Genomic DNA, 25126 nt, shown 5'->3' on the forward strand with positions numbered 1-25126 from the left:
CGCGAAAATACGCCTGACATTTCGCTCCTTTTTCCCTTTGGGTTCTTGTTTACAAACCAAAAAACTGCTCTGGCTTGATTGCCGGAGCAGGTTTTTCTACAAGCTGAGGACCGATACTTGTGAAAGTATCGGTCCTTTTTTATGAGCAAACTGATTTTTTAGAGCACACACCTCTTCTGCCCCCCTGCCTTTGTCCTGCTTTTGCAACCATTCTGTGACTTTGCGGAATTTGATGGCATGGGAAATCTTTTGCCTGCTCCAAGGAATAGTTTACCCCGTGTCAAAGACGCTCAAAATCTGACGAGGATTGCTGTAAGCGGCCAAATCGAAGCGGAAACCGGGGTCGCGCATCTTCTGAAAAGGAGGACAGAAAGCTTCCTGTTTACTGTTAACAGTGAAAGGGCTGCGATTCATCAATAGGATGAACCGCAGCCCTTTTTATGCTTTTATATGGGAAGTATCACACGCAGCTGTCAAATCCCCGACACAGGTTCTCTCTTGCTTTATCAGGTGCGCACACCGTTCAGAACAAAGCCGGAAATCGCACCGCCGGCAGTACGCAGGCGTGTCAGGCTTTCCTCAAAATCACGGAACGGCGTCACGCCATACTCCGCGACAAGAAGGACGCCGTTTGCCACAGATGCCGCGTTATCCGCATCGGGCATATTTTCTTCGTCCGGAAGGACGCAAAGGACATAATCAAATTCATCCGAAGCCTTTTTCACGAAATTGGAAAATGCGGCGGACGCCAGCAGATCCGCGGAGCTTCCCTGCGCCTGTCCGCAGGAAAGGAAGGAGAGCCCTTCGATCTTTGTGGAGACAGCTGCTTCCTTCGGCGAAGAACCGTCCTTCAGCGCTGCCACAAGGCCACGGGATTGCCCGGCTCCCAGGGCAGCAGCCTGGGTTGCTCCGGAAAAATCAGCTTCCAAATAGAGAACCGAACGCCCGGTCACCGTCAAAGCGTGTGCCAACCCACGCGCGGTTTCCCCCGCCCCCTTTTTGGCGTGGACGGGAATCATCAAAAGGCTTCCCTTCTCCCCTACCTGCTGGGTGACAGCGGCACGCAGGCGGCGGAATTCATCCCGGCGCTCCTCCTCTTCCGCTTTCAGCGCAAAGGAACCCAGACAGGGCATTTGCAGGCTTTTGGAAACATAAGTGGCATTGCGAATGGTGTGGTCCAACAAAATCATAGCGATGCCAACGCACAGAGAGATGATCACACCGAATACCAGTCCCAGGATCCCGCTCTTGATGGCAGAATTGCGTGCGGACAATTCGTCCGGTGTTTCCGCATGGGTGATGATATGGATCTGAATAGGAGGCGTCGGGTAGATAGCGGCAATCTCCTCCGCAATCTGCTCCGCCGCAGAGTCCGCCATGAGAGCGGCATTCTCGCGGTCATCTGTGGAAACGGTCAGATCCACCAGCGTGGAACTGCCGATCTGCTTGGCTTCAATGCTGTGGAGAGACTCCTCGTCCACTCCCGCGCGTTCCGCAACCTTCAGGCGCAGATCCTCCGAAGGAGCCATGGCAATGGCCGCCTGCAAACGGACATTCTGCATACTTGCGTACTGGTTGCTGTAATCAGGGGAAGCATTGTCGTCAATCGTGCAGGCAACCAAAATGGTACTCGTCGCCGTGTATTCCCGTTTGAAGGTTTTCAATGAGAGAAGGCCGAACACAATCCCGCATGCCACGACCACCACGGCAAATTTCCAGAGATGGCGCTTGAAAAAGCGGAAAATCTCCGAAAATGACACATACAATTCCATGTAAGAATCCTCCTGTTTCAGATATTTCGATATCCCGGCATGCTTCTTTGAAAAAAGGAGCTGCCTTTTTTGATTTTCCCGGAATTCAGCCGGTGAAATCAAGAATCTGCTTCATAATGATTTCCCAGTCAAAATGCTCTTTTGCAAAGCGGCGTTCCTTTTCCGGCAAAGCAGGATCGGAGCGGCATGCAGAAACAAAATCCACAACCTGCCCTATGTCAATCGGGCTGGGATCGTTGGGAAAAATCTTGACAAACGGAAGATCCGGCGTCAAAAGGCTGTCCTCATACGCAAAAAAAAGCGGAAGGCCAGCGGCCAAATATTCCCGTGATTTCAGCGGCGAAAGGCGGTTCAGGCCGACACGGTACTCTGCCAAAGGAGAGATTCCCACATCGCTCTCGCAATAAAGCTGCGCAAGCTCAGCCGCGTTCTTGTATCCCAAAAATTCCACACGGTCGCCCAAACCAAGCGAGGCCGCCATCCGTTTGAGATCCACGATGGTTTCATTATTCCCCACAACGCGGAAAAAGACGGGCATTCCGTTTTCTTTGTCACGGTATGCCTGCATCCCCTGTAAAACACGCTCATAGCCATGCACCACGGATGTCCCGACCACACCGAGCAGATGAATGCTGTCACGCGGAGCACGATCCTCGCGCAGGGGGATTGCGTCCACCTCCACGCCGTTATCCACATTGATGGCAGGAATTCCCCACAGCGAATCGGTCCGTTCTCCAAAGGTTACAACCGTATCGACATAGCGGGAAAAGGTGATCGTCGTTCCCGCGTGCTGGAGCACCTCCTTGGCATGCCCCAGAAAAGCACGAAGGTTTTTCTTCTGGATATCCACCCGGAAAAAGCGCTTGTATTCCCCCCAATATGGGTATGTCGCCACCTCAAACACCACACGGCAGGAAGGATTTGCCTGCTTGGCGGCTTTGGCAATCATACGATGGTAGGGATTGGTCAGGAAGCCCTTGATATAAACCATATCACAGGGATCCTCTTCCAAAAGAGCTCCTATGGCATTGGCAAGATGATTTTGCTGTTCCGACCATCGGGTGCAGGCAGGAAACGGAAAGCGCTCCTCCTGTTCCCCCGTGCGTCTGAGAAGGCAGTTTTCCTCCACACAGGTATAGCTCGCTTTCCAGCCAAGGCGAGCCATCCCGGCCGTTTGCCCCGCAATTTTCCGCAGAATGCCGGAATACTGCATGGCGGTGGAAACCGTCGCGGCATAGAGAAATTTTTTCTTTTGGCTCATGAGTCTCCGTCCTTTCCCGAAAGTTGAGAAAGCTCCTGGTAAAACAAATTGTAATTTTTTTCCGCGTGGAATTTGTCCTCCCAAAGCTTCCGGGCCGCCCGGCAAAGGGAGGAATATTCTTCCTCCGGCAAGCGGGCCATATGTTCCAGCGCGGAGGCAATCTCCTCCGGGGAAGGATTTTTCCCAAGCAGGCAGCCCGTCACACCGTCACGCACAGCCTCCGGTGTTCCGCCGACCTCTGTGGCAATACAGGGAAATCCGAAGGAACAGGCTTCCATGAGAGCAACGGGCAGGCCTTCACTGGAACTGACATTGACCACACAGGAAACAGGTGTCTCCTCATAGTAATGCATCAAATCCTCATTGCGCATCGGGCCCGGCATCTCCCACTCCACATGGGCGGGAAGCTGTTCCGCCGCGGCACGAACCTCCGCTTCCTGAGGACCTCCGCCGATATGCGTCCAGCGCATCGGGAAAGAAACCAGCGCCAAAGCCTGCACCAAAAGCGGAATCCGTTTCACAGGCACCAGATATGAGCAGGTCACAACATGGAACACAGGGCTGCGCAAGCCATACGGCCGGCCATGGTCCGCCGTTCCCAGAAAGGCCGTGCGGACTTTGCCGCACTGGCCTGGAAAGGCGTCCTTCACTGCCCGCGCCGCCGACGGAGAGCAGGGGCGAACCGCGTTATAATGATTCAGCAGAAAACGGCGCATCGGCAGATAACCATATGGAGAACGTTCCGGAAAAGCGTCAAACCCATGGGCACGGGAAATCAGCCAGACCTGTTTCCCTTTCGCCCGCAGCTTCTTGGCAAGCAGGGCGCCAGCTACGGCAGCATCGTAAAACCAATAGCTGTAAATGACAATTTCTTCCCCCGTCAGCAGCGGCAGCACTTCGCTGCAAAGCGCGTCATACACAGCCTGCGCCTTGCGCCGAAAAAACAAAAGCTGATGCAGCTTTCCAAAAAAGGATTGTCCCTGAAATGGCAGCGAAATCGCTTCCCGGATCAAATCTGGCCGGAAAAGCACCGACGGATAGGACACTGTGGCGGGAGATACTTGCAAACGCACCACGCGCATACCGTCCGGCACGGGCTTTGTCTGAGAATCCTCCGGAGCGCTGTGGCAGGAAACGATCAGGTAATCATCAAAGCCCTGCGCGTGGCGCAGCTCCTCCGTCAGAAAATCCTCCCCCTTTCCAAACGGAAAGGAAGTCGTCAAATACAAAAGCTGTCTCATGTGCGTTTTCCCCTTTTCAGAAGGCCCGCCGCCAGCGAAAGCTCATCCCGTGTGGGAAGCACAAGCCGGTAAAACGGCGTTTTGGTATAGACGCAGAAAATAATGATGGAGGTAATTCCCTGAGCCGTCAGCGAAAGCGATGTCGCAATCGCGGCGCCCGCCACCAGAAAATGCGGAATCAGAACCAAGCTCAGCCCGAGGTTGAACACAACGCCCACCGCGGTGGAAATGATATTCAGCTCCGGTTTTCCGTAAGCCGCGATGGAATTGGCCAGCACCTTCGCATAGGTGATGAAAAAGCTGCCCACGGTCAAAATGGTGAGGGGCTGGATGCAGTCCACATATTTCGGGAACAGAATCGGAATGAATATCTTTGCCAGAAGGACAACCAGCGGCAGACAGATCAGGGTGATATACGTCACCAGCTTGCAGGACAGTGTCGCCAGCTTTGTTTTGTCCCTTGTGTCTGTCATGGCGGCAATCCGCGACATGATAACCATACTCACGGCGTCCGGCAGAATCCAAATCTGCTGCACAATCGTGTATGCCTTGGCAAACACACCGAAATCGGTCAGTCCGTTGTTCGCCTTGAGGATAATGGAGCTGACATTCGTGTTGGTAAAGGTCAGCACATTGGAAACGTGGGATTTCAGGCTGTAGCGAAGAAGTTCACCAGAGCCAATCTCCCGATCGTTTTCAGGGGCGGGCGGCGACTGCGCGTAAGAAACGTCGCGGCGGATGGAACGCCAGGCCATGATAATCGACAGCAGCAGGATGAAAATACTGCCTGAGACAATGACAGCGGCAGTCGGCCAGAGAAAAACGGTCAGGGAAAACAGCGTTGTCAGCACCCGCTGCATCAGATTGATCAGGTTATAGGTGCGGAATTTGTTTTCTCCCCGCAGGATAGCGAGAAAAACATTGGACACAAAGGAAAACACGCCGTATGCGACCGCGCACACGCAATATAGCAGCGCGGTATCCGCAAAATAGCTGTCGCGCAGAACAAGTACCACCAGCACGCCAACCACTGCAATCAGCATAATCAGCACTACTGTCACCCGCTTGATGGAGCGCACAACATTTTTCAGTTTGCAGCGGGAAACATAATAAATGATAGAGGAATTTACGCTGAAGGACAGCAGAGTAAACAGCGCGCTTCCAACCATCTGGTTTTGCGTGATCAGGCCGCTCTCGCCCGGATCCAGCACAGGCATGATGCAGAAGCTGGAAACCAGGGCCAAAACAGCTCCAAAAGCATTGGTTCCGAAGGTGCTCAGCGCATCCTGCAAAACACCGGTTTTTTTCCCTTTCTCCTTCATGCCTTCACCTCCGGCGGTTCCGTTCCCCGGCGCAGATGCGTACCCAGTGTATACAGAAGCTGAGCCGCCAGATACAGTCCCAGAAGGAAGCAGAGATACGTTACATTAAAAACATCTGTGATCCAGCCCAGCGCATAATTGCGGGGCAGGTACACAAAGCTCTTGATGGCAATCAGCCCAAGAGCAATCACCGGCCAGGAACGTCCCAGCATGGAGGAAAACCAGCGGAAAGCCACACCGATCATCACACTGAGCGCAATCACGCCCACAATGCCGAACGCCGCATATCCCTCCGCCACATAAGAGGTACCGAAGCCCTCGCCGCGCAGATACCGTGCGGGATCCACCAGATAGGTCAGCACATGGGAATAGCTGTTTGTGCTTTCGGCAAACTCCGCTGTTTGCAGGGAAATAATCGGCTCGGTATGGAATACCGTCTGGCCGATGGAGTTATTCGTCACAAACAGCTCCAGCGGGAACAAAAGGAACCGGTATGTGGTCTGCGGATCGAAAAATTCCATATAATCGATTGTTTTGACCACCACGCGGAAGCTGGCTCCCTGAGAATCAATAAAACTGATAATCGTGCCAAAGAACGAATCTCCCGTTCCCAGAATTCCTGAACGGAGATAAGCAACCATTTGCAGCAGATAAACGCCGCCAAGTCCCACCACACAGGCCAAAAGTACCACACGCTTTGTGAGAATCCGTTTTTCCTTCGGAAGAAGATTGTCACGCAGAACAAAATAGACCACCAGCATCAGCAGGCTTGTCACAATGGTATTGCGGCGGCCTGTAAACACGGAGGCCAGCAGATAAACGCCATACACACACATCGGCAGGCGCATCTGTTTCGCGGAAGGCAGCGTAGCGAGAAACACAGCAAAGGCCGGAGTAAAGAACAACGCAAAGCGGCTGATGATCGACGGTACTCCGGCTGTCTCTGTAAAAGAAGTGAGATATCCGTTTCGCAGAACAAACAGGATGGTGTTGCCCAACGAAAAGAAGGAAGCCAGAGAACTGATATACAGCACCCACCGGCTGAGCTGGCGGATCACCGGAATCAGAGGATGATCCCATATCTTTTTCGCTCCCTCAACCGCCACGGAAAGCTCCCTCTTCCGGAACAAAAATCCGGCCGCCCGGTATGCCAGATACACGACAAAGAGAGAAATTGCCAAAATTTGCAGCGACCAGTACAGGGAATCATACCCGTCGGCTTCCAGGATATCCAGCCGTCTGCCGTAATTTTGCAGCCATGTGGTATAAACGCGCCCCAAAAGCAGGAGATTGTACGATCCCTGAAAAATCAGCAGGGGAATCCTTCTCCGCACATCGGACAGTTCATAGACCAGCATGGCCAGATTCAGCAGGGAAAGCCCCGCCACCGTCATGTTCGCAGCGATGGAATACCATCTGCCGCCAAAGGACGAGGTGAAGGCCGCCAACGTCAGAACAGCCAGAGAAATCCCCAGCAGGAGCGTGTCCCGCAGAAGAAATTTGCGTTGGAATTGCATCATGCTCTGTTGATCCTTTCCGCACACGGAAAATAGTTTTTGAAAGTTTTTCCGCCGCGATAGTAGTTCATGAATAGATTGATTATACCATTATTCCCCTTTCTTATCAATCATTATTTGCGGTCTGCCTCCCAAAAATGCAGGCCCAGAGCCATTTTCGGCAAATGTAAACCTTTTGTGACCAGAACAAAAACAAACTGGGATCACCGCAAAAACGGCGATCCCAATTCATCAAAAATATCTTCCTGTTTCCAATCATGTGTATCGTTTTTACGCATCTCTTTTTTGCACGGTGGGGAGCAGAAAACCAATGGCTGCCAGAAGAATCACAAGAAAAACAACACCGATCGGCAGATATTTTGCCAGCACCGCCTGCTGCACGCCCGCGATAAGAAACCAGACGGAGAAGGCGAAGGAAATCACCGCACATAACGCAGTCACCGGCGCGCTGAAGCGGCTCCGGCGCGCCAGAAAAACAGCGCACACGGCCTGCGCCGCTGAGAAGAGAACCGCAACCCAGAACGGCCAGACCATCAGCTCCACCCCCGATTCCGCCGCGGCAGACTGCACGGAGGGAAGCAATGCGGCTACACAGACAATTTGCAGCACAGACTGTACCAACAGAAGCGTCACCGCAACCCCACGGCGCAGATCATGTCCCTCCAGCTGTGCGGCGGAACTCTCCACCAGGCCCAAATACATGCGGTTGGACTCCAGCGAACGGCGGATCGCCAGTGCGAGCGGCACAGCCACCACATCCGCGATCACCGCGTTTACAATCGTAGCCGCCGCCTTGGTACCGAGCAGGATTGCCATTGCTTCGTCGGCGCTGCCCTCCAGCTTGGCTTCTACAAAGGATTTGAAGAGATACAGTACACAGTAGGTCAGAGAGCCGCTGACCGCACCCGCAATCACACGATACAAACGGCGGCCCTCCGAACGGCCGGACCAGGCAATCGCTCCGCAGACAAAGGCCATCATGAATTTGTTGATCAGCGTAGTGGGGGCGCTTGATGCCCAGCCGCCCACCAGATCGAACACACCGGAGCCCACACCGGCGGCCAGACCGCCGTATGCCGGCCCGAGCAACAGACCGGAGAGAATGCAGAACACATTGCCCAGACCGATCATGGTTCTGTCCCCGAGTACCGGGATTGGAATACTGATGAAGGTACCGACTATCACAAGCGCGCCCATAAGTCCCGTCAGGGCCAGATTGACGGCGCCGCTTTTTCTTGACGTATTGATTCGCATGACAATTTCCTGCCTTTCTTTCCGCGGGAATCCTCCCGCCAAACGCTTTTCGCCCGGGATTGCGTTTTTCGCTTTGATGTGTTACCATCATAGAAGAAATCTGTCCATTATGAAATACACAGTTTGTAAAAAAATGAGGTGTACAGATTGGCGTATGAATATCTGGAAATTCACGCAGACGGAGAACCGCTGTACCGCCAGCTCTATGATTCCCTAAAAAAGGCCATGGAAACCGGGCAGCTTCGGCAGGGCGTCCGTCTCCCCTCCATCCGCAGGCTTTCGGAGGATCTTGGCGTCAGCCGCACAACGGTGGAAGCCGCCTATCAACAGCTTTGCGTTGAAGGATATTTGAAAAGCGAACCCAAACGCGGGTATTTTGTCCTGTTTGGAGAGCAGCCCGCGCCCGCTGATCCGCGCCGCCCTTCGCTCACGTCCGCTCCCCTGACCGCGCATTTCCGCTTTAATCTCGGTACCGACTGCGCGGACGCGGAGGCCGCCGACCTGCGGATTTGGCGGCGTCATGTGCGCGATATTCTCAACCGGCGTGAAATTATCGTGTCCTACGGCGAGCATCAGGGGGAACCCGCTTTGCGGGAAGCGCTTTCCCTGTATGCCGGGCGGGCGCGCGGCGTCTCCGCCGGACCGGAGGAGATTGTCGTGGGGGCGGGAAGCCAGCCCCTTCTGTATCTTTTGTGCGGGCTGGCGGGAAAACGATGTGCGGCGATCGACGAGCACGGCTTTGTACAGGCGGAGCAGGTGTTCCGCGACTGCGGAATCAAGGTCATCCCCCTGCCGCGCGATGAAAACGGCCTGCGTCCTGATGCTCTGCGCCAAAGCGGAGCGGATCTGGCTTACGTCAGCCCGTCGTCCCCCGTGGACAGCGGAAGCGCCATGCCGACCAGCCGCCGTTTCGAGCTGCTGCGCTGGGCGCAGGAGACAGGCGGAATCCTCATTGAGGACGACTATAATGGCGAGCTGCGCTATCGCGCCCACCCTATCCCGGCCATGCAGGGGATGGCGGGCGGCGGCTGTGTAGCCTATCTCGGTTCCTTTTCCAAGCTGCTCCTGCCCTCGGTACGCATCGGCTACATGGTCCTGCCCCCCTCCCTGCTCGCGCTCTACCAGGAGCGGGCGCGCAATTACAACCAGACCGCTTCGAAGATCGAGCAGCTTGCTCTCGCGGCGTATATCGCGAGCGGGCAGATGGAGCGCCGTCTGCGCCGTCTGCGCAAGCTCTACGCCGCCAAAAGCCAGCTGATGGGAAAATGCCTTGCCGCCGAGCTGCCGGAGAGGCGTTTTACGCTCGAGGAAACCGCTCTCTATTTCCGCACCCCGCTGACCCCGCAGGAAGCGGAGTTTCTCTGTGCCAAGGCAGCGGAGTACGGTGTGCGCGTGCGCACGCGTGAAAACCGCGACGGCATTTTTGCCGCTCTGAGCTTTTCTGGAATCCCGCTTGCCGACATCCCCGAAGCCATCCGTCTGCTGGGACTTGCGTGGAAGCAGGGGGATGACAGAATTTGACGCTGTGTGTATAATAAAGTCAGATCATCAAATCTGTTCTGCGCCCCTTTCCCGCATGAAACAGGAAAAACGGGAGATACTGACAGGGAAGCGCACCAGAGGAAGGAGAACCTGATCCATGAAAGCCCATGAACGTTTTCTGCACTATGTATCCTTTGACACTACTTCCGACGAATCCAACCCCGCCTGCCCCAGCACACCGGGACAGCTCACACTCGCCAACGCGCTGGCGGAAGAGCTTCTGAACCTGGGACTTTCGGATGCCCGTGTGGATGAGCACGGCTACGTCTATGCCTCCCTGCCCGCAAACTGCGAGACAGATACGCCCACTCTCGGTTTTATTGCTCACATGGACACCTCCCCCGATGCCTGCGGCCATGACATCCATCCCCGGATCGTGGAAAACTACGACGGCGGTGATATTGTCCTCAATGAGGAACAGCATGTTGTGATGAGCCCCAATAAATACACCCACCTGCGCGACTACATCGGTCAGGATCTGATCGTGACCGACGGTACAACGCTGCTTGGCGCGGACGACAAGGCGGGTGTCGCGGAAATCATGACGCTTGTTGAGGAAATCCAGCGGGACAACCTGCCGCACGGCAAGCTTTGCTTTGCCTTTACTCCCGACGAGGAAATCGGCCGGGGAGCGGATCTGTTCGACGTGCCCGGTTTCGGTGCGCAGTTTGCCTACACTGTGGACGGCGGCAAACTGGGAGAGCTGGAGTATGAGAATTTCAACGCCGCTTCCGCTGTGGTGACGGTTCATGGCCTGAACATTCATCCCGGCGAGGCGAAAAACAAGATGAAAAATGCTCTGCTGATCGCGATTGAGTTCCAGAACATGCTTCCCGCCTGGGAAATCCCGGCCTGCACGGAGGGGTATGAGGGCTTCCAGCATCTCAACCGGATGAACGGAGACGAGGAGACGGCCACGCTTCACTACATTATCCGCGACCACGACCGCGCGAAGTTTGAGGCAAAGAAGGAGCGTTTCCGCCGGATCGCCGCCTACCTCAATGAAAAGCACGGCGACGGTACGATCGAGCTGGAACTGGCAGACAGCTACTACAACATGCGGGAAAAGGTAGAGCCCTATCTGTTCCTGATCGAGAACGCAAAGCGCGCTATGCTGGATGTGGGAGTAACGCCGCTGGTACAGCCGATTCGAGGCGGTACAGACGGCTCCCGGCTGTCCTATATGGGGCTGCCCTGCCCAAATCTGAGTACAGGCGGGCACAACGGACACGGCCGTTTTGAGTATATCCCCGTGCAGAGTATGGATGCAATGGTGCGCGTCCTGCGCCGTCTGGCTTGTCCCACCGCTGAGAACGCATGAGAAAACACCACGTGGAGAAACGCGAGAGGGATTTCCGGAAGATAAACCGCTTCGCCGTCCCGGCCTATCTCGCGGCGAACCTCCTTCTGGCCGGCGTCAACGCGGTGCAGTCCCTATGGTATTATGCGGTTCTGGCGCTCTGCGCCCTGCTTCTGCCGCTGATCCTCTCACTTTTCTACCGGATCATCCGGCGCAGGCGCTCCTATCAGCTTGATCTTCTCGTGTATCTCTATGTTTTTCTTCTGTATACGCTTGGGATTGTCATGCGCCTGTACTCCCTCACATCATACTATGACAAGCTGGCGCATACGCTCTCCGGCATCGTGATCGCCCTGTTCGGCCTTCTTCTGTTTCATCTTCTTTCCCCAGAAAAGACGATGGAACGGGCGCGTTTCCCTCTGGCAGCTGTCTTTGTCATGGCGGTTGTCACAGCTGTGGCGGGAATCTGGGAGATCTGGGAATTCATTGTCAGCCTGATTTTCCATTCCGACCCCCAGCGTGTCCTCACCACGGGCGTGGCGGACACAATGCTTGACATGATCGTCTGCGTGGTGGGCGGCGCCGCCTTTCTCCCCTCTCTTTGGCTGTATATGAGCCGGGGAAAAACCTTTTTTCTGCTCGGTATTTTTGAAGCGGCCTGCCGTTTGCCGGACCCAAAAGAAAGCAACAAAAAGTGAAAAAGACGTTCCGGAAAAGCAAAACCTCACTTTTCCGGGACGTCTTTCTGTTTTGGAAAAATTATGCGTCCACTGCTTTTTGCAGCTTTTCGATCAGCGCGTCAATTTCGGCCTTGGACATGCCGAAGAACATCTGCGCCGCACGCAGGGGCGAATTGAACAGCATCTGGCGGCTCATCTCCTCCGTGATAGCCTCGGCGGCCGCTTCTCCCGGCGCATCCTCCGCCGGAGCAAGCATGGACTTTGCCTTCTCGATTACCTCTTGGAGGATGGGAGCTGTGCGCGGATCCGCCAGCAGCGCCCCAACCGTCGTGTTGTGGTGCACATGCAGCGGCATTCTCTGTTTGGAAAAATAGGTCGGCGTGGCTTCTCCCCGCACATCCCGGCTGGAATGGGCCAGCAGGATGCGGTAGCTTCCCGATGCGGCATACCAGTCGTGAAGCTTTTCGCTGTACCAGGAGAGACTGCGATCATCAAGCTCCAGCTCTGCGGTTTTCTTTTCACCGGGCAAAAGCGACAGCTTTTTTATTCCCTTGAGTTCCCGCACAGGACGGCCAGGCGTGCCGGTGCAGTCCTCCACATAAAGCTGAACCGTCTCCTTGCCCTCACGCGCGCCGGTGTTGGTCACGTCAACCAGCACACGCACCTTTCCCCCCTCAGAGGAAAGACGAACGTTGGAATAGGCAAATGTAGTGTAGCTCTCTCCGTGACCAAAGGGCCAGCGCACCTCCATCTTCTTTTTGTCGTAGTAGCGGTAGCCGATATAAACGCCCTCTGCGTACGAAACGCCATCCTCGTCGCCGGGGAAGTTCAGATAGCTGGGGTTGTCCTCCAGGCGCAGCGGCCAGGTTTCGGCCAAACGGCCGCAGGGATTCGCGTCGCCATACAACAGTGCGTCCGTGGCCTCCCCCACACCCTCGCCGCCAAGGTACATGCACAGCACGGCGGGAACCTCGTCCGCCCACGGCGTTTCCACCGGGCTGCCGCAGTGCAGGACAACCACCACGCGCTTCTGCACCTCCAGCACACGGCGGATCAGCTCATTCTGGCAATCCGGCAGGCGCATATGGCTGCGGTCGTATCCCTCAGACTCAAACGAATCCGGCAGGCCGGCGAAGATCACCGCCGTCTCCGCATCCTTAGCCGCGCGCACAGCGCGCTCCACGGCTTCCTCGTTCCACTCGTCGCGGTCCGCCGGGAAAGCTTCCTCATACACCACGCCCTCCGGCGCGCACTCAAGCGCGCTGCTGACGCGGGTAGAATTGATATGGGAGGAACCGCCTCCCTGGTAACGGGGTTTTGCCGCAAAGCCGCCGAGATACGCCACCTTTTCGCCGCGCCGAAGCGGAAGGATCCCGTCGTTTTTCAGGAGGACGGCACATTCCTTTTCGATGTCGGCGGCAATCTGATGATCCGCTTCGCGATCAAACACAGCCTGTGGAACCTCTGCCTGCTCGTACCGCAGAATGATGCGGAGCATGCGTTCTACCGCGCGATCCAGCTCGTCCTCGCTCAGCTCCCCGTTTTGGACGGCACGCACCAGCTCCGCGTCATCCTCCGGGCACGGCCCCGGCATCTGAAGCTCAAGCCCCGCGTGCAGCGCATCCACCCGGCGGTTCACCGCACCCCAGTCGCTCATCACAAAGCCGTCAAAGCCCCATTCCTCCCGCAGAATCTCCGTGAGCAGTTTCCGGTTTTCACTCGCAAAGGTACCATTGATACGGTTGTAAGAACACATGACCGCCCAGGGCTTTGCCTCCTTAACCGCCATCTCAAAGGCTGTCAGGTAAATCTCTCGCAGGGTGCGCTCATCCATATTGGAGGAACCGCTCATGCGGCGGTATTCCTGGTTGTTCGCCGCAAAATGCTTCACGGACGTCCCCACCTGCCAGCTTTGCACACCGCGAATCAACGCGGCGGCCATTTTTCCGGCGAGATACGGATCCTCGGAGTAATATTCAAAATTGCGTCCGCACAGCGGGCTGCGCTTCATGTTGATGGCAGGCCCCAGCAAAACCGACACATTCTCCGCGCGGCATTCCTGTCCCAGCGTGCTTCCCATACGTTCCAGAAGATCTTCGTCAAAGCTGCACGCCGTCGCACAGCCCGCCGGGAAGCAGACCGCCTTGATCGACTCGTTCACCCCGAGATGATCCGCCTTGTCATCCTGCTTGCGAAGGCCATGCGGGCCGTCGGAAACCATAACCGGGGGAATTCCCAGCCGTTCCACGCCTTCCATATGCCAAAAATCTTTTCCGGAACACAGCGCCGCTTTTTCCTCCAGCGTCATCTTTCCGATGATTTCCCAAATTCGCTTTTCATTCATGGTACCATTCTCTCCTTTCCCGCGTGTTCAGAACTTCTTTTTTTAACGCTGGGGCGGTCAAATTCCACCGCATCCGGCCAATCAGCGCATCACCATCATCACAATCTGCAAAGCAATCAGAAGAACACCGCACACCAGCACAATCCAGCCGCGCGCGCGAAGGTTGCGGCGGGATTTTTTCTTCGGCAGCATCGCAGCCAGCTTTTCGTAGGGAGTAAGCAGAAAATACAGGCCAACTGCAATAATCAGCACACCAAACGCAATCGAAACATACTCCATTCCATGATCCTCCCAAAACCGCACACGGCGGCTGTTGTTTATTCCACGGCAGCCAGTACACGCTCCGCACATCGGATTCCATCGACAGCGGCGGATACGATGCCGCCCGCATAGCCCGCTCCTTCCCCGCATGGGTACAAACCGGCCAGAGAAACACTCTGCAAATCCTCTCCCCGCAGAATCCGTACCGGCGAGGAGGAGCGTGTTTCCACGCCGGTGAGGACGGCATCCGGGCAGGCAAAGCCGTGCAGGCGCGCATCCAGCAGGGGCAGACCCTGCCGCATGGCTTCCGTCACGGCGGGGGGCAGCACACCGTCCAGCGTTCCCGGCATGACACCGGGACGGTAGGATGGCACAACATCCCCAAAGGAAACCGACGGCCTGCCGCGCAGAAAATCCTCCACGCGCTGAGCCGGAGCACGGTAGCTTCCGCCTCCTGCCTGAAAAGCCAGCTCCTCCAGCCGTTCCTGCCAGAACATGCCCGCCAGCGGATGTTCCCCGCCGAAATCCTGCGGGTTTACCCCGACAAGCAGAGCAGAGTTCGCGTTCTGCCCATCACGGGCGCGGCGGCTCATACCGTTTGTCACCACGCGGCCTTCCTCGCTGGCCGCGGCCACCACCTCGCCGCCGGGGCACATACAGAAGGTATACACACCTCGTCCGCTTGGAAGATGAACGGCCAGCCGGTAGTCAGCCGCCCCCAGCTCAGGATGGCCCGCAAAACGTCCGTACTGCGCCCGATCGATCGCACTTTGCCGGTGTTCTATCCGCGCCCCGAGGGAAAAGGGTTTCTGTTCCAGATGAATTCCCAGCCTGTCCAGCATCCGGAAGGTATCGCGGGCGCTGTGACCGACAGCCAGAATCACCTGCGAGCAGGGGATCTGTTCCCCATCCTGCAAAACAACGCCGGTGAGAACACCGTCACGCCGCAGCAGCTCCGTCACCGTGCTGTGAAAACGCACCTCGCCGCCCAGCGAACGGATTTCTTCCCGGATTGCCTTCACCGCGCCGGGCAGCCGATCGGTGCCGATATGCGGCTTGGCCTCCCAGAGTATTTCATGCGGCGCACCCGCCTGCGCAAACACCTGTAAAACGAGTCTCGCACGCGGATCTTTGGTACCGGTGTTAAGCTTTCCGTCGGAAAAGGTCCCGGCGCCGCCCTCGCCAAACTGAACGTTTGTCTGCGGATCCAAAATGCCCGTTTCCCAGAAACGCTCCACCGCGGCGGCGCGCTCCTCCACGGGAGCCCCCCGTTCCAGCACAATCGGCCTTGCCCCGGCCCGCGCCAGAATCAGCGCGGCGAACAACCCCGCAGGCCCCAGTCCCACCACGACGGGGCGCGGGCTTCCCGGACGGCACGAGGGCTGCTTATATTGAAAAGGAACGGCTTCGGAAATTTTAGGCCCCAGCGCGGAAAGCGCGGGCCCGTCCACCGTACATTCCACCGTACAGATAAAATGCACATCATTCTTTTTTCTCGCATCCACGGAGCGGCGCGCCAGCTCCAGCGACGCAATCCGATCCGGCGAAACGCGCAGCCGCTGTGCGGCCAAGCGCCGCAGCAGTCCTTCCGGCGCGCCGAGCGGAAGGGGGATTTCTGAAATTCGGTAAGTCGTCATGCACGATGCTCCTTCTGCGTTATAAACGAAAATCCCAACGGGTTCCGGGGTTGGCCGCCATACCGGCGCTGCGTCCGGCGAGCAGTCCTGTCGCCCACGCCCAGTGCAGATTGTAGCCGCCGCAGTCTCCATCGAGATTGAGCAGCTCTCCCGTCAGATACACGCCGGAGCACAGCCGCGATTCCAGCGTCGAGATGTCCACCTCGGAGAGCGGGACGCCGCCCGCTGTCACCTGCGCGGCCTGCCACCCCGCCGTGCCCGTCACGGGGAACCGGAAATCCCGCACCCGCGCCGCGATGGCGGAGAGCTCGGCGGGCTTGTACTCCCGGGCATAGGCAGGGAGACGGCGGACAGCGGATTTGAGCACCTCCCGCGCGACCAGACGGTTCAAAAGGCCGTCGAGCAACTCCTGCGCGGGAAGCAGCGGAGAGGATGCCGCCGTGCGCAGAAAGGCGTAAAGATCTCCGGGACCATATTCCGGCATCAGACAGACGGAAAGCTCCGCTGTTTTTCGCTCCTTCTCGCTCAGTTCTCCATACGACCGGGAAACCTCAAACACGCAGATCCCGGAAAGCCCCTCCCCGGTAAACTGCACCTCTCCCTTCGCGGAAGCCACGCCGTGCGAACCTGTCCAAAGGGAAATCTCTGCCAGGCTGCGCGCTCCCTTGAGCGGCTTCACGCGCGCGGGCGGCGCGGTCAGCTGCACCAAAGAGGGAAACAGCGGCGTCACCTGGTGCCCCAGACTCTTTGCCAGACGGTAGCCGAGCTCTCCCCCGCCGAGCGAGGGCGAAGCCATACCGCCGCACGCGAGGATCACCCGGCGGGCACGCACCTTTCCGGACGGGCCGGAGAGTGTCAGAAAGCCCTGCTCCCGCCGGATCTCCTCAACCGGAAAATCACAGCGCACCTCCCCGCCCCGCTCTACGACGCGGCGCAGCAGACATTCCAGCACAGAGGCCGCCTGCATCCCGTAGGGGTACAGCCTCCCCTCGTCCAGTTCCCGGCAGAGCAGGCCGTTCTTTCTCCAAAACTGTTCCAGCTTTTCCGAAGAAAAACGCTCAAGCACGCGCGAGGCTCGCTCCACATCCCCGTGATAATGCGCCGGAGAAACGCCCCGGTTGCCGAGATTACAGCGGCCGTTTCCCGTAGCCAACAGTTTTTTTCCGGGCTTTTGCTTGGCTTCCAGCACAATCGTGCTCCCCGCCTGCACGGTTTCTCCCGCCGCCATCAGACCGGAAGCTCCCGCTCCCACGATGGCAAACTCATATCTCTGTGCTCCCATGCTTTCCCCCCGATCCGCTTGCCGTGCAAAATGCTGATACAAATTATAGCATACACAACATGGAATGCAAAGCCCTTCCCTCAAATCCAATCTTTCAGCCAAAACAAGCCTTTTATTAAGATATAAACGGCAGGCTTGAACACCTTTAAATAAAATTGAGAATTATTTTTATTTTTCTCTTGACTCCCGGAAAAAGATATGCTATGATAGGGACAAGTTAAGAACAATTCCTATTATCAAGTTGAGGTGAGGCGATGGAACGAAGGCAAAATTACAGCCGCAAACGGGAGGCGATCCTGAAAATTGTGCAGGGCACAAAGGTGCACCCCTCGGCTGAGTGGGTCTACCACGAACTAAAGCCCTCCTATCCGGATCTGAGCCTCGGCACCGTTTACCGCAATCTGTCCCAGTTTAAAAATGACGGCGTTATCGTCAGCGTGGGAACAGTGAACGGTCAGGAACGGTTTGACGGCGCAACTTATCCGCATTCTCATTTCGTCTGCGACAAGTGCGGCTGCGTTCTCGACGTGGAGGATTCCTCCTGCGGGAATGCCTGCGCGGAAATCTCGGAACGGTACGGGGTAACCGCCGAGCGTTGCGATGTGGTGTTTCGCGGAACCTGTGCCGCCTGTGAGAAAAAGGAAAGAAAAGCGTAAAACCTGCAACCAGTAATCCAAAATAACAAATTATAATGATGGAGGAATGTTATCATGAAGAAGTTTGTCTGCTCTGTCTGCGGTTATGTGTTCACCGGTGATGAGGCCCCCGAGTTCTGCCCCCAGTGCAAGGCTCCGAAGGAGAAGTTTGTGGAGCAGGCCGGTGAAAAGACCTGGGCTGCTGAGCATGTAGTCGGCGTGGCACAGGGCGCTTCCGAGGACATCATGAACGATCTGCGCGCTAACTTCAACGGCGAGTGCACCGAGGTCGGCATGTATCTGGCCATGGCTCGCGTTGCTCATCGCGAGGGCTATCCGGAGATCGGCCTGTACTGGGAGAAGGCTGCCTACGAAGAGGCTGAGCATGCTGCGAAGTTCGCTGAGCTCCTGGGCGAGGTTGTGACCGATTCCACCAAGAAGAACCTTGAGATGCGTGTAGAGGCCGAGAACGGCGCGACCGCCGGCAAGTTCGACCTTGCCAAGCGCGCGAAGGCTGCCAACCTCGACGCTATCCATGACACCGTTCACGAGATGGCTCGCGACGAAGCCCGTCACGGCAAGGCTTTCGAGGGCCTGCTGAAGAGATATTTCGGCGCCTAATCGCTCCATTTCCAGCATATCCAATTCCGCACATCACCGGACAGGGGGAGACCCCTGTCCGGTTTTTTATGCTTTGGCTTTCTTTCAAAGTATGGAATTCATCCGCTTTTCCGCGTTCTCGGAGGAATACGCTTCATTGGCCGGGCGAACCAGATCGCCATACTGTGCGCACAACCCTTCATACGCTTCACGCACCTCCCGCGGAATCTCCACATGGGCGATAAATCCCTTCCCTCTCGGTCCATAACCGTTTGCATCGTCTGTCAGGCGAGGGATCTCCCCCAGCAGCAGGGAAAGATATCTCTCCAAATCCCACATGCCGGGAATTTCTTCAGCAAAAGCAAGGCCGTTCTCTGTGGCAACCACTTTTGCACGGTACACGGCATAGTTGATGAGAACCGTTTCAGGAGAGCATGCCTGACGGAATCCCGCGTCCATCCGGCGCTGCATGGACGCATCCTGGGACAGAAGGATGCTGGCCGGACGAATCCCCTGCTCCTCCAGCAGGCGAAGGCAATAGGTCACATTGTTGCCGCAGTTCGTGGATTGGGTTTCCAAAGCATCGGGGCGCAATCCCCATTTCTCCCACAGATACGCGGCAAAGCATTCCGCTTCCGAACGCCCGACGGTTTCAATTTGGGGAAACTCCGCGTGTATCTTTTGGCGGAGTGATTCTGTTGTGTGGCCTTCTCCCCCCACAATCAGAAACCGCTTTGCCGCTTTTTCCCGCATAGCTCCGGCCAGAATCTCCGCCCCGCAGAGAATACTTCCGCCATACAGAACCATGACGTCTGCCTGTTCCCATCCATACCGTTTTTTCAGATTTTCCCTTGTCAGGGCCGGGACATCCCGCATCCCGCAGAAATCTCCCAGTACGTTGATCCAATCCGCTGTTTGCTGTACATCCATGCTGAACACTCCTTTTTCGTTTATCGTAATTGTTCCCATTCTCAAATTCTGCCGCTGCGGCGATCGGCTAAAGGGGAAGCCCCAAACGCGGCTGTGTTTGGGGCTTCCTTTTTCGTATGTTCTTCCTGTTTCGGCGCTTGCGCAATGCAGGGCAAACGCCAGGCTGAACATTACAGGATATTGCTTTTATTGTAGCATTCCCAAACGAAAAAGACAACGGCATTGCCTGGGAAACTCCATCTCCCTGCTCATTTCGAAAAAACGGTTGCGAAGAGAGAAAAAATTCGGTAAGCTATAAGAGATAGATCCAAATCCGCCCTCCTGTCTTTTCATGCAAAAGGAAGCAGGCGGCAACAGAAAGCTGGGAATCGCATGACGCTGCTGCAGCAATGCCGCATCTGGTATAAAAACAAGGAATTTCAACGAATCGTAAACGCGATGGAAGCTCTGCCCTTTGAAAACTGGACGCCCGCGCTTGCCGGAATGCTGGAAAAAGCACGGAATGGCCTGAAAGAAGAGATGGAGAAGGATGTACTGGAAGGGACCGGCCTGTTCACCGGACAGATCCTGCTTTCAGAGCCCCGCTGGGACAAGCAGAAGCTGATCCGGCGGCTCGGATCGGAATGGGGGCTCAAGGCCAGAGAAAGACCGAATCAGCAATCCGATTCCCTTCTGTTCTTTGTGAGAAACACCATTCTCTCCGTCTGTCTGATTTCCTCCCCTGTCCCGGACGGCCAGGCGGAGCATGCCGCCGCCTCCAACTATCTGTGGCCGGAAGCGGAGGAGCGCATAAGAACGCACACCGCCCGGATTTTCGTGGGGGCAATGGGAGACGATGCCAGCCTTCTGGATCGCGGCAGGCTTCTGGTCGAAGTGCTTGCAAGCTGCTGCGATCAGGAAAACGCGCTGGGCGTATTTGTGAACGGCACAGTGTACGAGACTCGTCTTTACGAAACTCTTGCCAAGCTGATTCTCCTGAACCGGCTTCCAGTGGACAACTGGATCTGGTTTTCCTTCTTTCACGACGCGGGCGGCGTCAGCTGCTATACACGCGGGATGCGGGCGTTTGGAAAGGAAGAGCTGGAGGCAATTCACTGCGGGGAAAAATCCTCTGAAGCAAGAGAACTTGTATTCCGCATTGCCGCTCACGTGCTGCAAAACAATATTGTATTTCATGGCGGGGAAGTTATCCATGACGCGGACGGCCGCCGGTATGCCGTTTCCCGCGGAGAGGGCATTTTTTCACAGCAGGAAACCATCCGGATTTTCCGGATTCCCGATGAGCAAACGTCCCCGGACGAATAAAAAGCGCACCCCCGGTGCGGGATCCTGCGATCCTGCGCCGGGGGTGCTGTCGATCCTGCCGTTCTCAGACGGTAACAACTGCCTCGCAGCAGCGATAATCCGTATCAATATTGTGCGCAATCAGACGCACCTTGAGGTTGCGCGGGCCGCACAGAGAACGCGGACTTCCTCCGGAAACATCCAGATCCTCGGGAAGCACAAACTTGACGCATTTTACCAGTATGTCCCGGCAGGTGGGATAGCTGTGCGCGGGAATCGTGATGGCTTTCATACCGCGCTGATACTCCATGCCGTTTGCATCCACCTCTGTCAGAATGACAGCAAGGGCCACGCGCCGGTTGGGACAGACATTCTTGACCGTCACATCGAGCTGAACAATCCTGCCAAGGGACTCCAGATAGGTGTCTCCCAGGTCCACCAGCAGGGAATCCTGGCAGTTCCCCACTGTGATATCGACGGGAACAGGACATCTCTCCGGCGTATACACAATATCGCAATCCACCCGCACCGTCGGATCCGGGAACACCACCACATTTCCCTCCGCGTCCGAATAGACAACGGATTTGTTGACCAGCTTGGTTCCGCCCGTGCTTCCGGTATGGCGCACAAAGAATTCCAGCGCCGCGCCTTCATTGCCCGTCACGCCAAGCTCATCAATCTTCCACTGGATCCGGTGTGCGTCAAGCGCCGCCGCGCTGCCTTTATCCGGAGGGCTGACGCTGACAATGGAGAAGTCATGGTTGACTTCCTCATCGATCACAATCTGCGTTGCGCCCGGCTTTGAGATGTTGACCGCGAGATCTGCAAAGAGATCCTCCAGATCGGCTGCGTCCGGCGTCACCGCCACATGGGAAGCGTCGGGATCTGTCGCCCACTCGTTGAGCGTTCCAACATCCACGCCATCGGTACCGACCAGGCCAATGCAGTAGATCACAATCCCCGCGGCCTTTGCCGCCGCGGCAACAGGAGCAGGCGGCGGACCTGACGTTGTTTTTCCGTCGGTGAACATGACGATCACCTTTCCATTCGGGGAAGCAGGATCAAACAGGCCGATTGCCTTGGTGAAGGCATCCGCATGGTTGGTGGAACCGCCTGCCGCCAGACCGTCCACCGCCGCTTTGAGTGCGGCGACGGAGGTGATCAGCTGCGTGTTGTCCGTCGCCTGCTCGGAAAAGCTGACGATACCGATCCGGCTGCCGGACCCGATATTGCCGTCCTTGCTGCTGTCGGTGGCTTCGTCGATGATATCGATAAACGTCTTGGCTCCCAGCTTCAGATTGGCCAGCGGCGAACCGGACATGCTGCCGGAGCGATCGAGAACCAGAACAATATCCGTGGGATTCGAGGAGATATCGGGATCTGCGGAAAACGCCAGCGTCACCCGCATCGTCCCTTCGCAGTCAATCTGCGAGACATCGATCTTCTTATTTGCATTCAATACACCCATGGTATTCCCTCCAAACGTGTCATAGCTTCCCCCTTGACAGGGTATGCAGCGGAAGGGGAAAAAGTTCCTCCCATCGTTTCACTCTTTGCACACGGGCAGGCCCAGCACGCGGTACAAAAAGGCAATTGCCTCGTCCATCCCCATGCCGTCATGTCCTTTTTCCGGGCTGTAGTGCAGAATCACCTTGATATCATGATATTCCTTCACACGTCTCATGCGCTCCGCTGCCTGGAGGAAAAGAACCAGCTGTGTGGAATTGTCCGCCTCTGAGCAGAGATTGACATGCAGATAAAGCGGCGGCACGTAGCCATGCTTTTCAAAAGCGTCGATCAGACTGAACCGTTCCCGATAGCTCAAAGCCTCTCCAATATTGTCAAAGCAGAAGGTGATCACGGCGTCGAGCGCATCCTTGTAAATCCAGTGCCGCACATCCAGCTGTGCATTGTCCGCCACAACCGTCGCGCCGCGCAGGTAAATTCCTGTAATCGCGGAGAGATATCCACCGCCGGATGTGCCGTAAATGACCGTATCTTTCAAACGGATCTTCATCCTTCGGATGATCCGTTCGAGAATCCGGCTGCTGTTCTCCAGATAATAGTTGTCATTTTTTCCCACACCCCAGCCGAGTTGCAAAAAGCTGTTGAGATACAGCGTGGGGTCCATGCAGAACACGGAGGAGGTTTTCAAAATCTCTGCCCAGCTGTGCCGCTGAAACACCGGATAGCGCACGTTTCCCTCCGGCACAGCTCCATTGTGAAACACAATCAGCTTGTCGTTCCCGTTCCGGCGGCGGATCAGGTATTCATACGGAACTCCCTTCTGTATCACGCGCAGAATGAACGTTTTCTCCCGCTGGATTTCAAATGTGTCCAACTCATAGTCGTGGATAGTGATTTCAGGGTACGGCAGCCTTTTCAGCTTGGCTCCTCCCTCCCGGCGGGCAATGGCAGTGTCAATCAGGTTTACCGTCTTTTCCACTTCTGTTTTCAGATCGTACTCTTCCCCGATGGCAAAACCCGGCCTGACACCGTCGTAACGTTCCAGATACCGCAGCAGAACAGCAGCCAGGGCTTTCTCGTCATACGGCACCAAATCGCCGCAGTCGTATTGCTCCACCAACTCTCCGGCCACCCCCACGTCGGTTGAAATGATTGGCGTCCCAAGCATGACGCTTTCCACCAGCACAAGGCTGAACCCTTCGCTCAGAGAGGTCAGCACCGTCGCGGCGCTGTGCTTGACATACGGGTACGGGTTTTCTATAAACCCCAGAATTTTCGCATTTTCCGACAAATCATTTTCCCGGATAAATTCTTCCAGTTTCGGCCGATCATCCCCATCCCCCAGAAGGTAAATCATAAAATCATCCCGCTTCTTCTTTACCTCCCGGGCAGCTTTCAGAAGCAGGATTTGATTTTTGTTGTAGTCCAGTCTTCCCAGCGTGGTGAACAGCACCTTATCAGGAAGCTCTACCTGTTCTTTACAAAGGCGGGTGATCTTTTCCCTGTCCACAGAATTGGAAATCTTCACCACTCGTTCCGTGATCCCAAACAGCTCTTTCAAAGTTTGCTGCACGACATCGGAAATCACAGCAATCGCGTCAAAGCATTTGAAAACGTTTGCCTGCATCTCATATTCCTGTTTGACGCTGCGGTATTCAGGCGTCCCTTCTTTCAGCCGGTGGTAATCGAGCTCCCTCAGATCCCCCCGGATCCAGAGGACCTTTGCCCCACCCTTGAGATAAGAGGCAAAATAGGACGGCGCGTTGTGGTTGCAGGCGATGACGCAGTCATACTTTTCCCGGATCCGCTGGTTGAAACGCAGCGGATCGCCCAGCAGGGCATAGTAGCGCTTGAGCGCCGCTTCCTCGTCAAAGTCTTCCGCTGTATAATCAATCAGCGGATCCAAAATACGGATGTGGTCTCGAAAAATGGTGCTCTCCGCATATTTAAAGAGCGGCAGGACGCTGATTGCATACTGTTCCGGATCCATCCGGTTCAGCACATCGGCCAGCGATTTTTCGGTTCCATACCCATAGGAGACGCTCCAGGTCACAAACAACAGCTTTTTCAATTCTCATCACCCCGTGGACAGTATATGGCCCACCATGGTACAGACGTGAAAATGCCCGTGGGCACAAATAAGCCCACGGGCATATTCTGAATTGGGACGTCCGATTCCGGCGTCACCTGCTAAGGAGGTGTTTCGAGTTGAAACTGCTGTTTCGCAAGATTCGCGATGGGATCCGCCGCGTCAGCCTGGTCGACTGGTTTCTTCTGGCCTTCATGGCCGCCTTGTTCAGCTATACGCTCCATTCCCTGTTTTTATCTCCTCCAGAACAGGAGATCGGATCGGTCGATGTGGTTGTGAGAACCTCCGCCGCCGCTATTTTCGGCTATTTTCTGAGCCGGAATTCCCTGCAAACCTCGCCGCCTCCATCGGGAAACACCGCCATACTACCGCCTGCCATACTCCCGGAAACCGGTGCCACACCCACAGCACGCGCTCAAATCGGCTTTTCCCTCTCCCCTGCCACGGAAAATCCCGTGCCGGGAGGGGCTTCCTCTTCGGAAAGCCAGAGAGACGGCTGTGCAAACTTTCAAATCATCGTGGTGTCCTGCATCGGCCTGTTTTCCCTGATTCTGCTGTTCCTCATTCATGAGGGGATCGTGGGTTCCAGATCGGTGACGGCGGCCGCCTCCCAGCTTCGCGATTTTGTCTCGGCGAGCGTCGGTTTTTTGGTAAGCTCCGGAAAAAACAGCAAATCGTCCTGAAAAGCTTCACGGCAGGAAAGGAGCG

General features: G+C 56.1%; 20 protein-coding genes. 7 read left to right on the plus strand and 13 right to left on the minus strand.

What is annotated here, in order from left to right:
• Positions 1-506: 506 nt before the first annotated feature.
• The 6 genes from B5F35_RS07130 to B5F35_RS07155 form a co-directional block, all read right to left on the minus strand.
• Positions 507-1772 carry a hypothetical protein gene (locus B5F35_RS07130; protein WP_140401171.1) on the minus strand — a complete coding sequence of 422 codons (1266 nt, stop codon included), beginning with the start codon at positions 1770-1772 and terminating at the stop codon, positions 507-509.
• A gap of 85 nt (positions 1773-1857) precedes the next feature.
• Positions 1858-3033: a glycosyltransferase gene (locus B5F35_RS07135; protein WP_087239467.1), complete on the minus strand. Its 1176-nt coding sequence runs from the start codon at positions 3031-3033 to the stop codon at positions 1858-1860.
• A complete protein-coding gene (locus B5F35_RS07140; RefSeq protein WP_087239469.1) occupies positions 3030-4274 on the minus strand; it encodes a glycosyltransferase in 1245 nt (414 codons plus the stop codon). The genes B5F35_RS07135 and B5F35_RS07140 overlap by 4 nt, the downstream gene beginning before the upstream one ends.
• Positions 4271-5596 carry a lipopolysaccharide biosynthesis protein gene (locus tag B5F35_RS07145; protein ID WP_087239471.1) on the minus strand — a complete coding sequence of 442 codons (1326 nt, stop codon included), beginning with the start codon at positions 5594-5596 and terminating at the stop codon, positions 4271-4273. Before B5F35_RS07145 ends, B5F35_RS07140 begins: the two co-directional genes overlap by 4 nt.
• Positions 5593-7116: an O-antigen polysaccharide polymerase Wzy family protein gene (locus tag B5F35_RS07150; RefSeq protein ID WP_087239473.1), complete on the minus strand. Its 1524-nt coding sequence runs from the start codon at positions 7114-7116 to the stop codon at positions 5593-5595. Before B5F35_RS07150 ends, B5F35_RS07145 begins: the two co-directional genes overlap by 4 nt.
• Positions 7117-7383: 267 nt before the next feature.
• Complete coding sequence (locus tag B5F35_RS07155; RefSeq protein ID WP_087239475.1) at positions 7384-8367, minus strand: ECF transporter S component; 984 nt, start codon at positions 8365-8367, stop codon at positions 7384-7386.
• 147 nt (positions 8368-8514) lie between these two features.
• Here B5F35_RS07155 and pdxR point away from each other — a divergent pair, with 147 nt between their 5' ends.
• The 3 genes from pdxR (at position 8515) to B5F35_RS07170 (ending at position 11907) form a co-directional block, all read left to right on the plus strand.
• Positions 8515-9888: a MocR-like pyridoxine biosynthesis transcription factor PdxR gene (gene pdxR / locus B5F35_RS07160; protein ID WP_087239477.1), complete on the plus strand. Its 1374-nt coding sequence runs from the start codon at positions 8515-8517 to the stop codon at positions 9886-9888.
• Between the two features lie 118 nt (positions 9889-10006).
• Positions 10007-11230: a peptidase T gene (gene pepT, locus B5F35_RS07165; RefSeq protein WP_087239479.1), complete on the plus strand. Its 1224-nt coding sequence runs from the start codon at positions 10007-10009 to the stop codon at positions 11228-11230.
• Positions 11231-11241: 11 nt separating this feature from the next.
• Positions 11242-11907 carry a DUF2238 domain-containing protein gene (locus B5F35_RS07170; protein WP_087239481.1) on the plus strand — a complete coding sequence of 222 codons (666 nt, stop codon included), beginning with the start codon at positions 11242-11244 and terminating at the stop codon, positions 11905-11907.
• Positions 11908-11968: 61 nt separating this feature from the next.
• Here B5F35_RS07170 and B5F35_RS07175 read toward each other — a convergent pair whose 3' ends face one another.
• From B5F35_RS07175 to B5F35_RS07190, 4 genes are all read right to left on the minus strand, one after another.
• Positions 11969-14233: a glycoside hydrolase family 3 C-terminal domain-containing protein gene (locus B5F35_RS07175; protein WP_087239483.1), complete on the minus strand. Its 2265-nt coding sequence runs from the start codon at positions 14231-14233 to the stop codon at positions 11969-11971.
• A gap of 81 nt (positions 14234-14314) precedes the next feature.
• On the minus strand, positions 14315-14512 hold the full coding sequence (locus tag B5F35_RS07180) for a hypothetical protein (RefSeq protein WP_087239485.1): 198 nt from the start codon (positions 14510-14512) through the stop codon (positions 14315-14317).
• A 38-nt stretch (positions 14513-14550) separates the two neighbouring features.
• Positions 14551-16131 carry an NAD(P)/FAD-dependent oxidoreductase gene (locus B5F35_RS07185; protein ID WP_087239487.1) on the minus strand — a complete coding sequence of 527 codons (1581 nt, stop codon included), beginning with the start codon at positions 16129-16131 and terminating at the stop codon, positions 14551-14553.
• Positions 16132-16150: 19 nt separating this feature from the next.
• Complete coding sequence (locus B5F35_RS07190; protein WP_140401172.1) at positions 16151-17413, minus strand: aminoacetone oxidase family FAD-binding enzyme; 1263 nt, start codon at positions 17411-17413, stop codon at positions 16151-16153.
• Between the two features lie 254 nt (positions 17414-17667).
• Between B5F35_RS07190 and B5F35_RS07195 the strand changes: the two genes are divergently transcribed.
• Complete coding sequence (locus tag B5F35_RS07195; RefSeq protein ID WP_087239490.1) at positions 17668-18069, plus strand: Fur family transcriptional regulator; 402 nt, start codon at positions 17668-17670, stop codon at positions 18067-18069.
• 54 nt (positions 18070-18123) lie between these two features.
• The gene (locus B5F35_RS07200; RefSeq protein WP_087239492.1) at positions 18124-18669 is read left to right on the plus strand and encodes an NADH peroxidase; all 546 of its coding nucleotides are present in this window, start codon (positions 18124-18126) and stop codon (positions 18667-18669) included.
• A gap of 84 nt (positions 18670-18753) precedes the next feature.
• Here B5F35_RS07200 and B5F35_RS07205 read toward each other — a convergent pair whose 3' ends face one another.
• On the minus strand, positions 18754-19578 hold the full coding sequence (locus B5F35_RS07205; RefSeq protein WP_087239494.1) for an ElyC/SanA/YdcF family protein: 825 nt from the start codon (positions 19576-19578) through the stop codon (positions 18754-18756).
• Positions 19579-19950: 372 nt separating this feature from the next.
• On the opposite strand from B5F35_RS07205, the gene B5F35_RS07210 reads away from it, so the two are divergent.
• The gene (locus B5F35_RS07210) at positions 19951-20883 is read left to right on the plus strand and encodes a DUF4261 domain-containing protein (RefSeq protein ID WP_087239496.1); all 933 of its coding nucleotides are present in this window, start codon (positions 19951-19953) and stop codon (positions 20881-20883) included.
• Between the two features lie 64 nt (positions 20884-20947).
• Here the strand turns inward: B5F35_RS07210 and B5F35_RS07215 are convergent, their stop codons facing one another.
• Entirely contained in the window at positions 20948-22330 is a 1383-nt protein-coding gene (locus tag B5F35_RS07215; protein WP_087239498.1) for a vWA domain-containing protein, read from the minus strand.
• Between the two features lie 78 nt (positions 22331-22408).
• Positions 22409-24400, minus strand: coding sequence for a glycosyltransferase (locus tag B5F35_RS07220; protein WP_087239500.1), 1992 nt, complete (start codon positions 24398-24400; stop codon positions 22409-22411).
• Between the two features lie 137 nt (positions 24401-24537).
• Here B5F35_RS07220 and B5F35_RS07225 point away from each other — a divergent pair, with 137 nt between their 5' ends.
• Positions 24538-25101 (plus strand): hypothetical protein, encoded by a 564-nt coding sequence (locus B5F35_RS07225; RefSeq protein WP_087239502.1) that lies wholly within the window; start codon positions 24538-24540, stop codon positions 25099-25101.
• Positions 25102-25126 lie beyond the last annotated feature (25 nt).

It is taken from the genome of Anaeromassilibacillus sp. An200, from assembly GCF_002160025.1.
Lineage (GTDB): Bacteria > Bacillota > Clostridia > Oscillospirales > Acutalibacteraceae > Caccousia > Caccousia stercoris.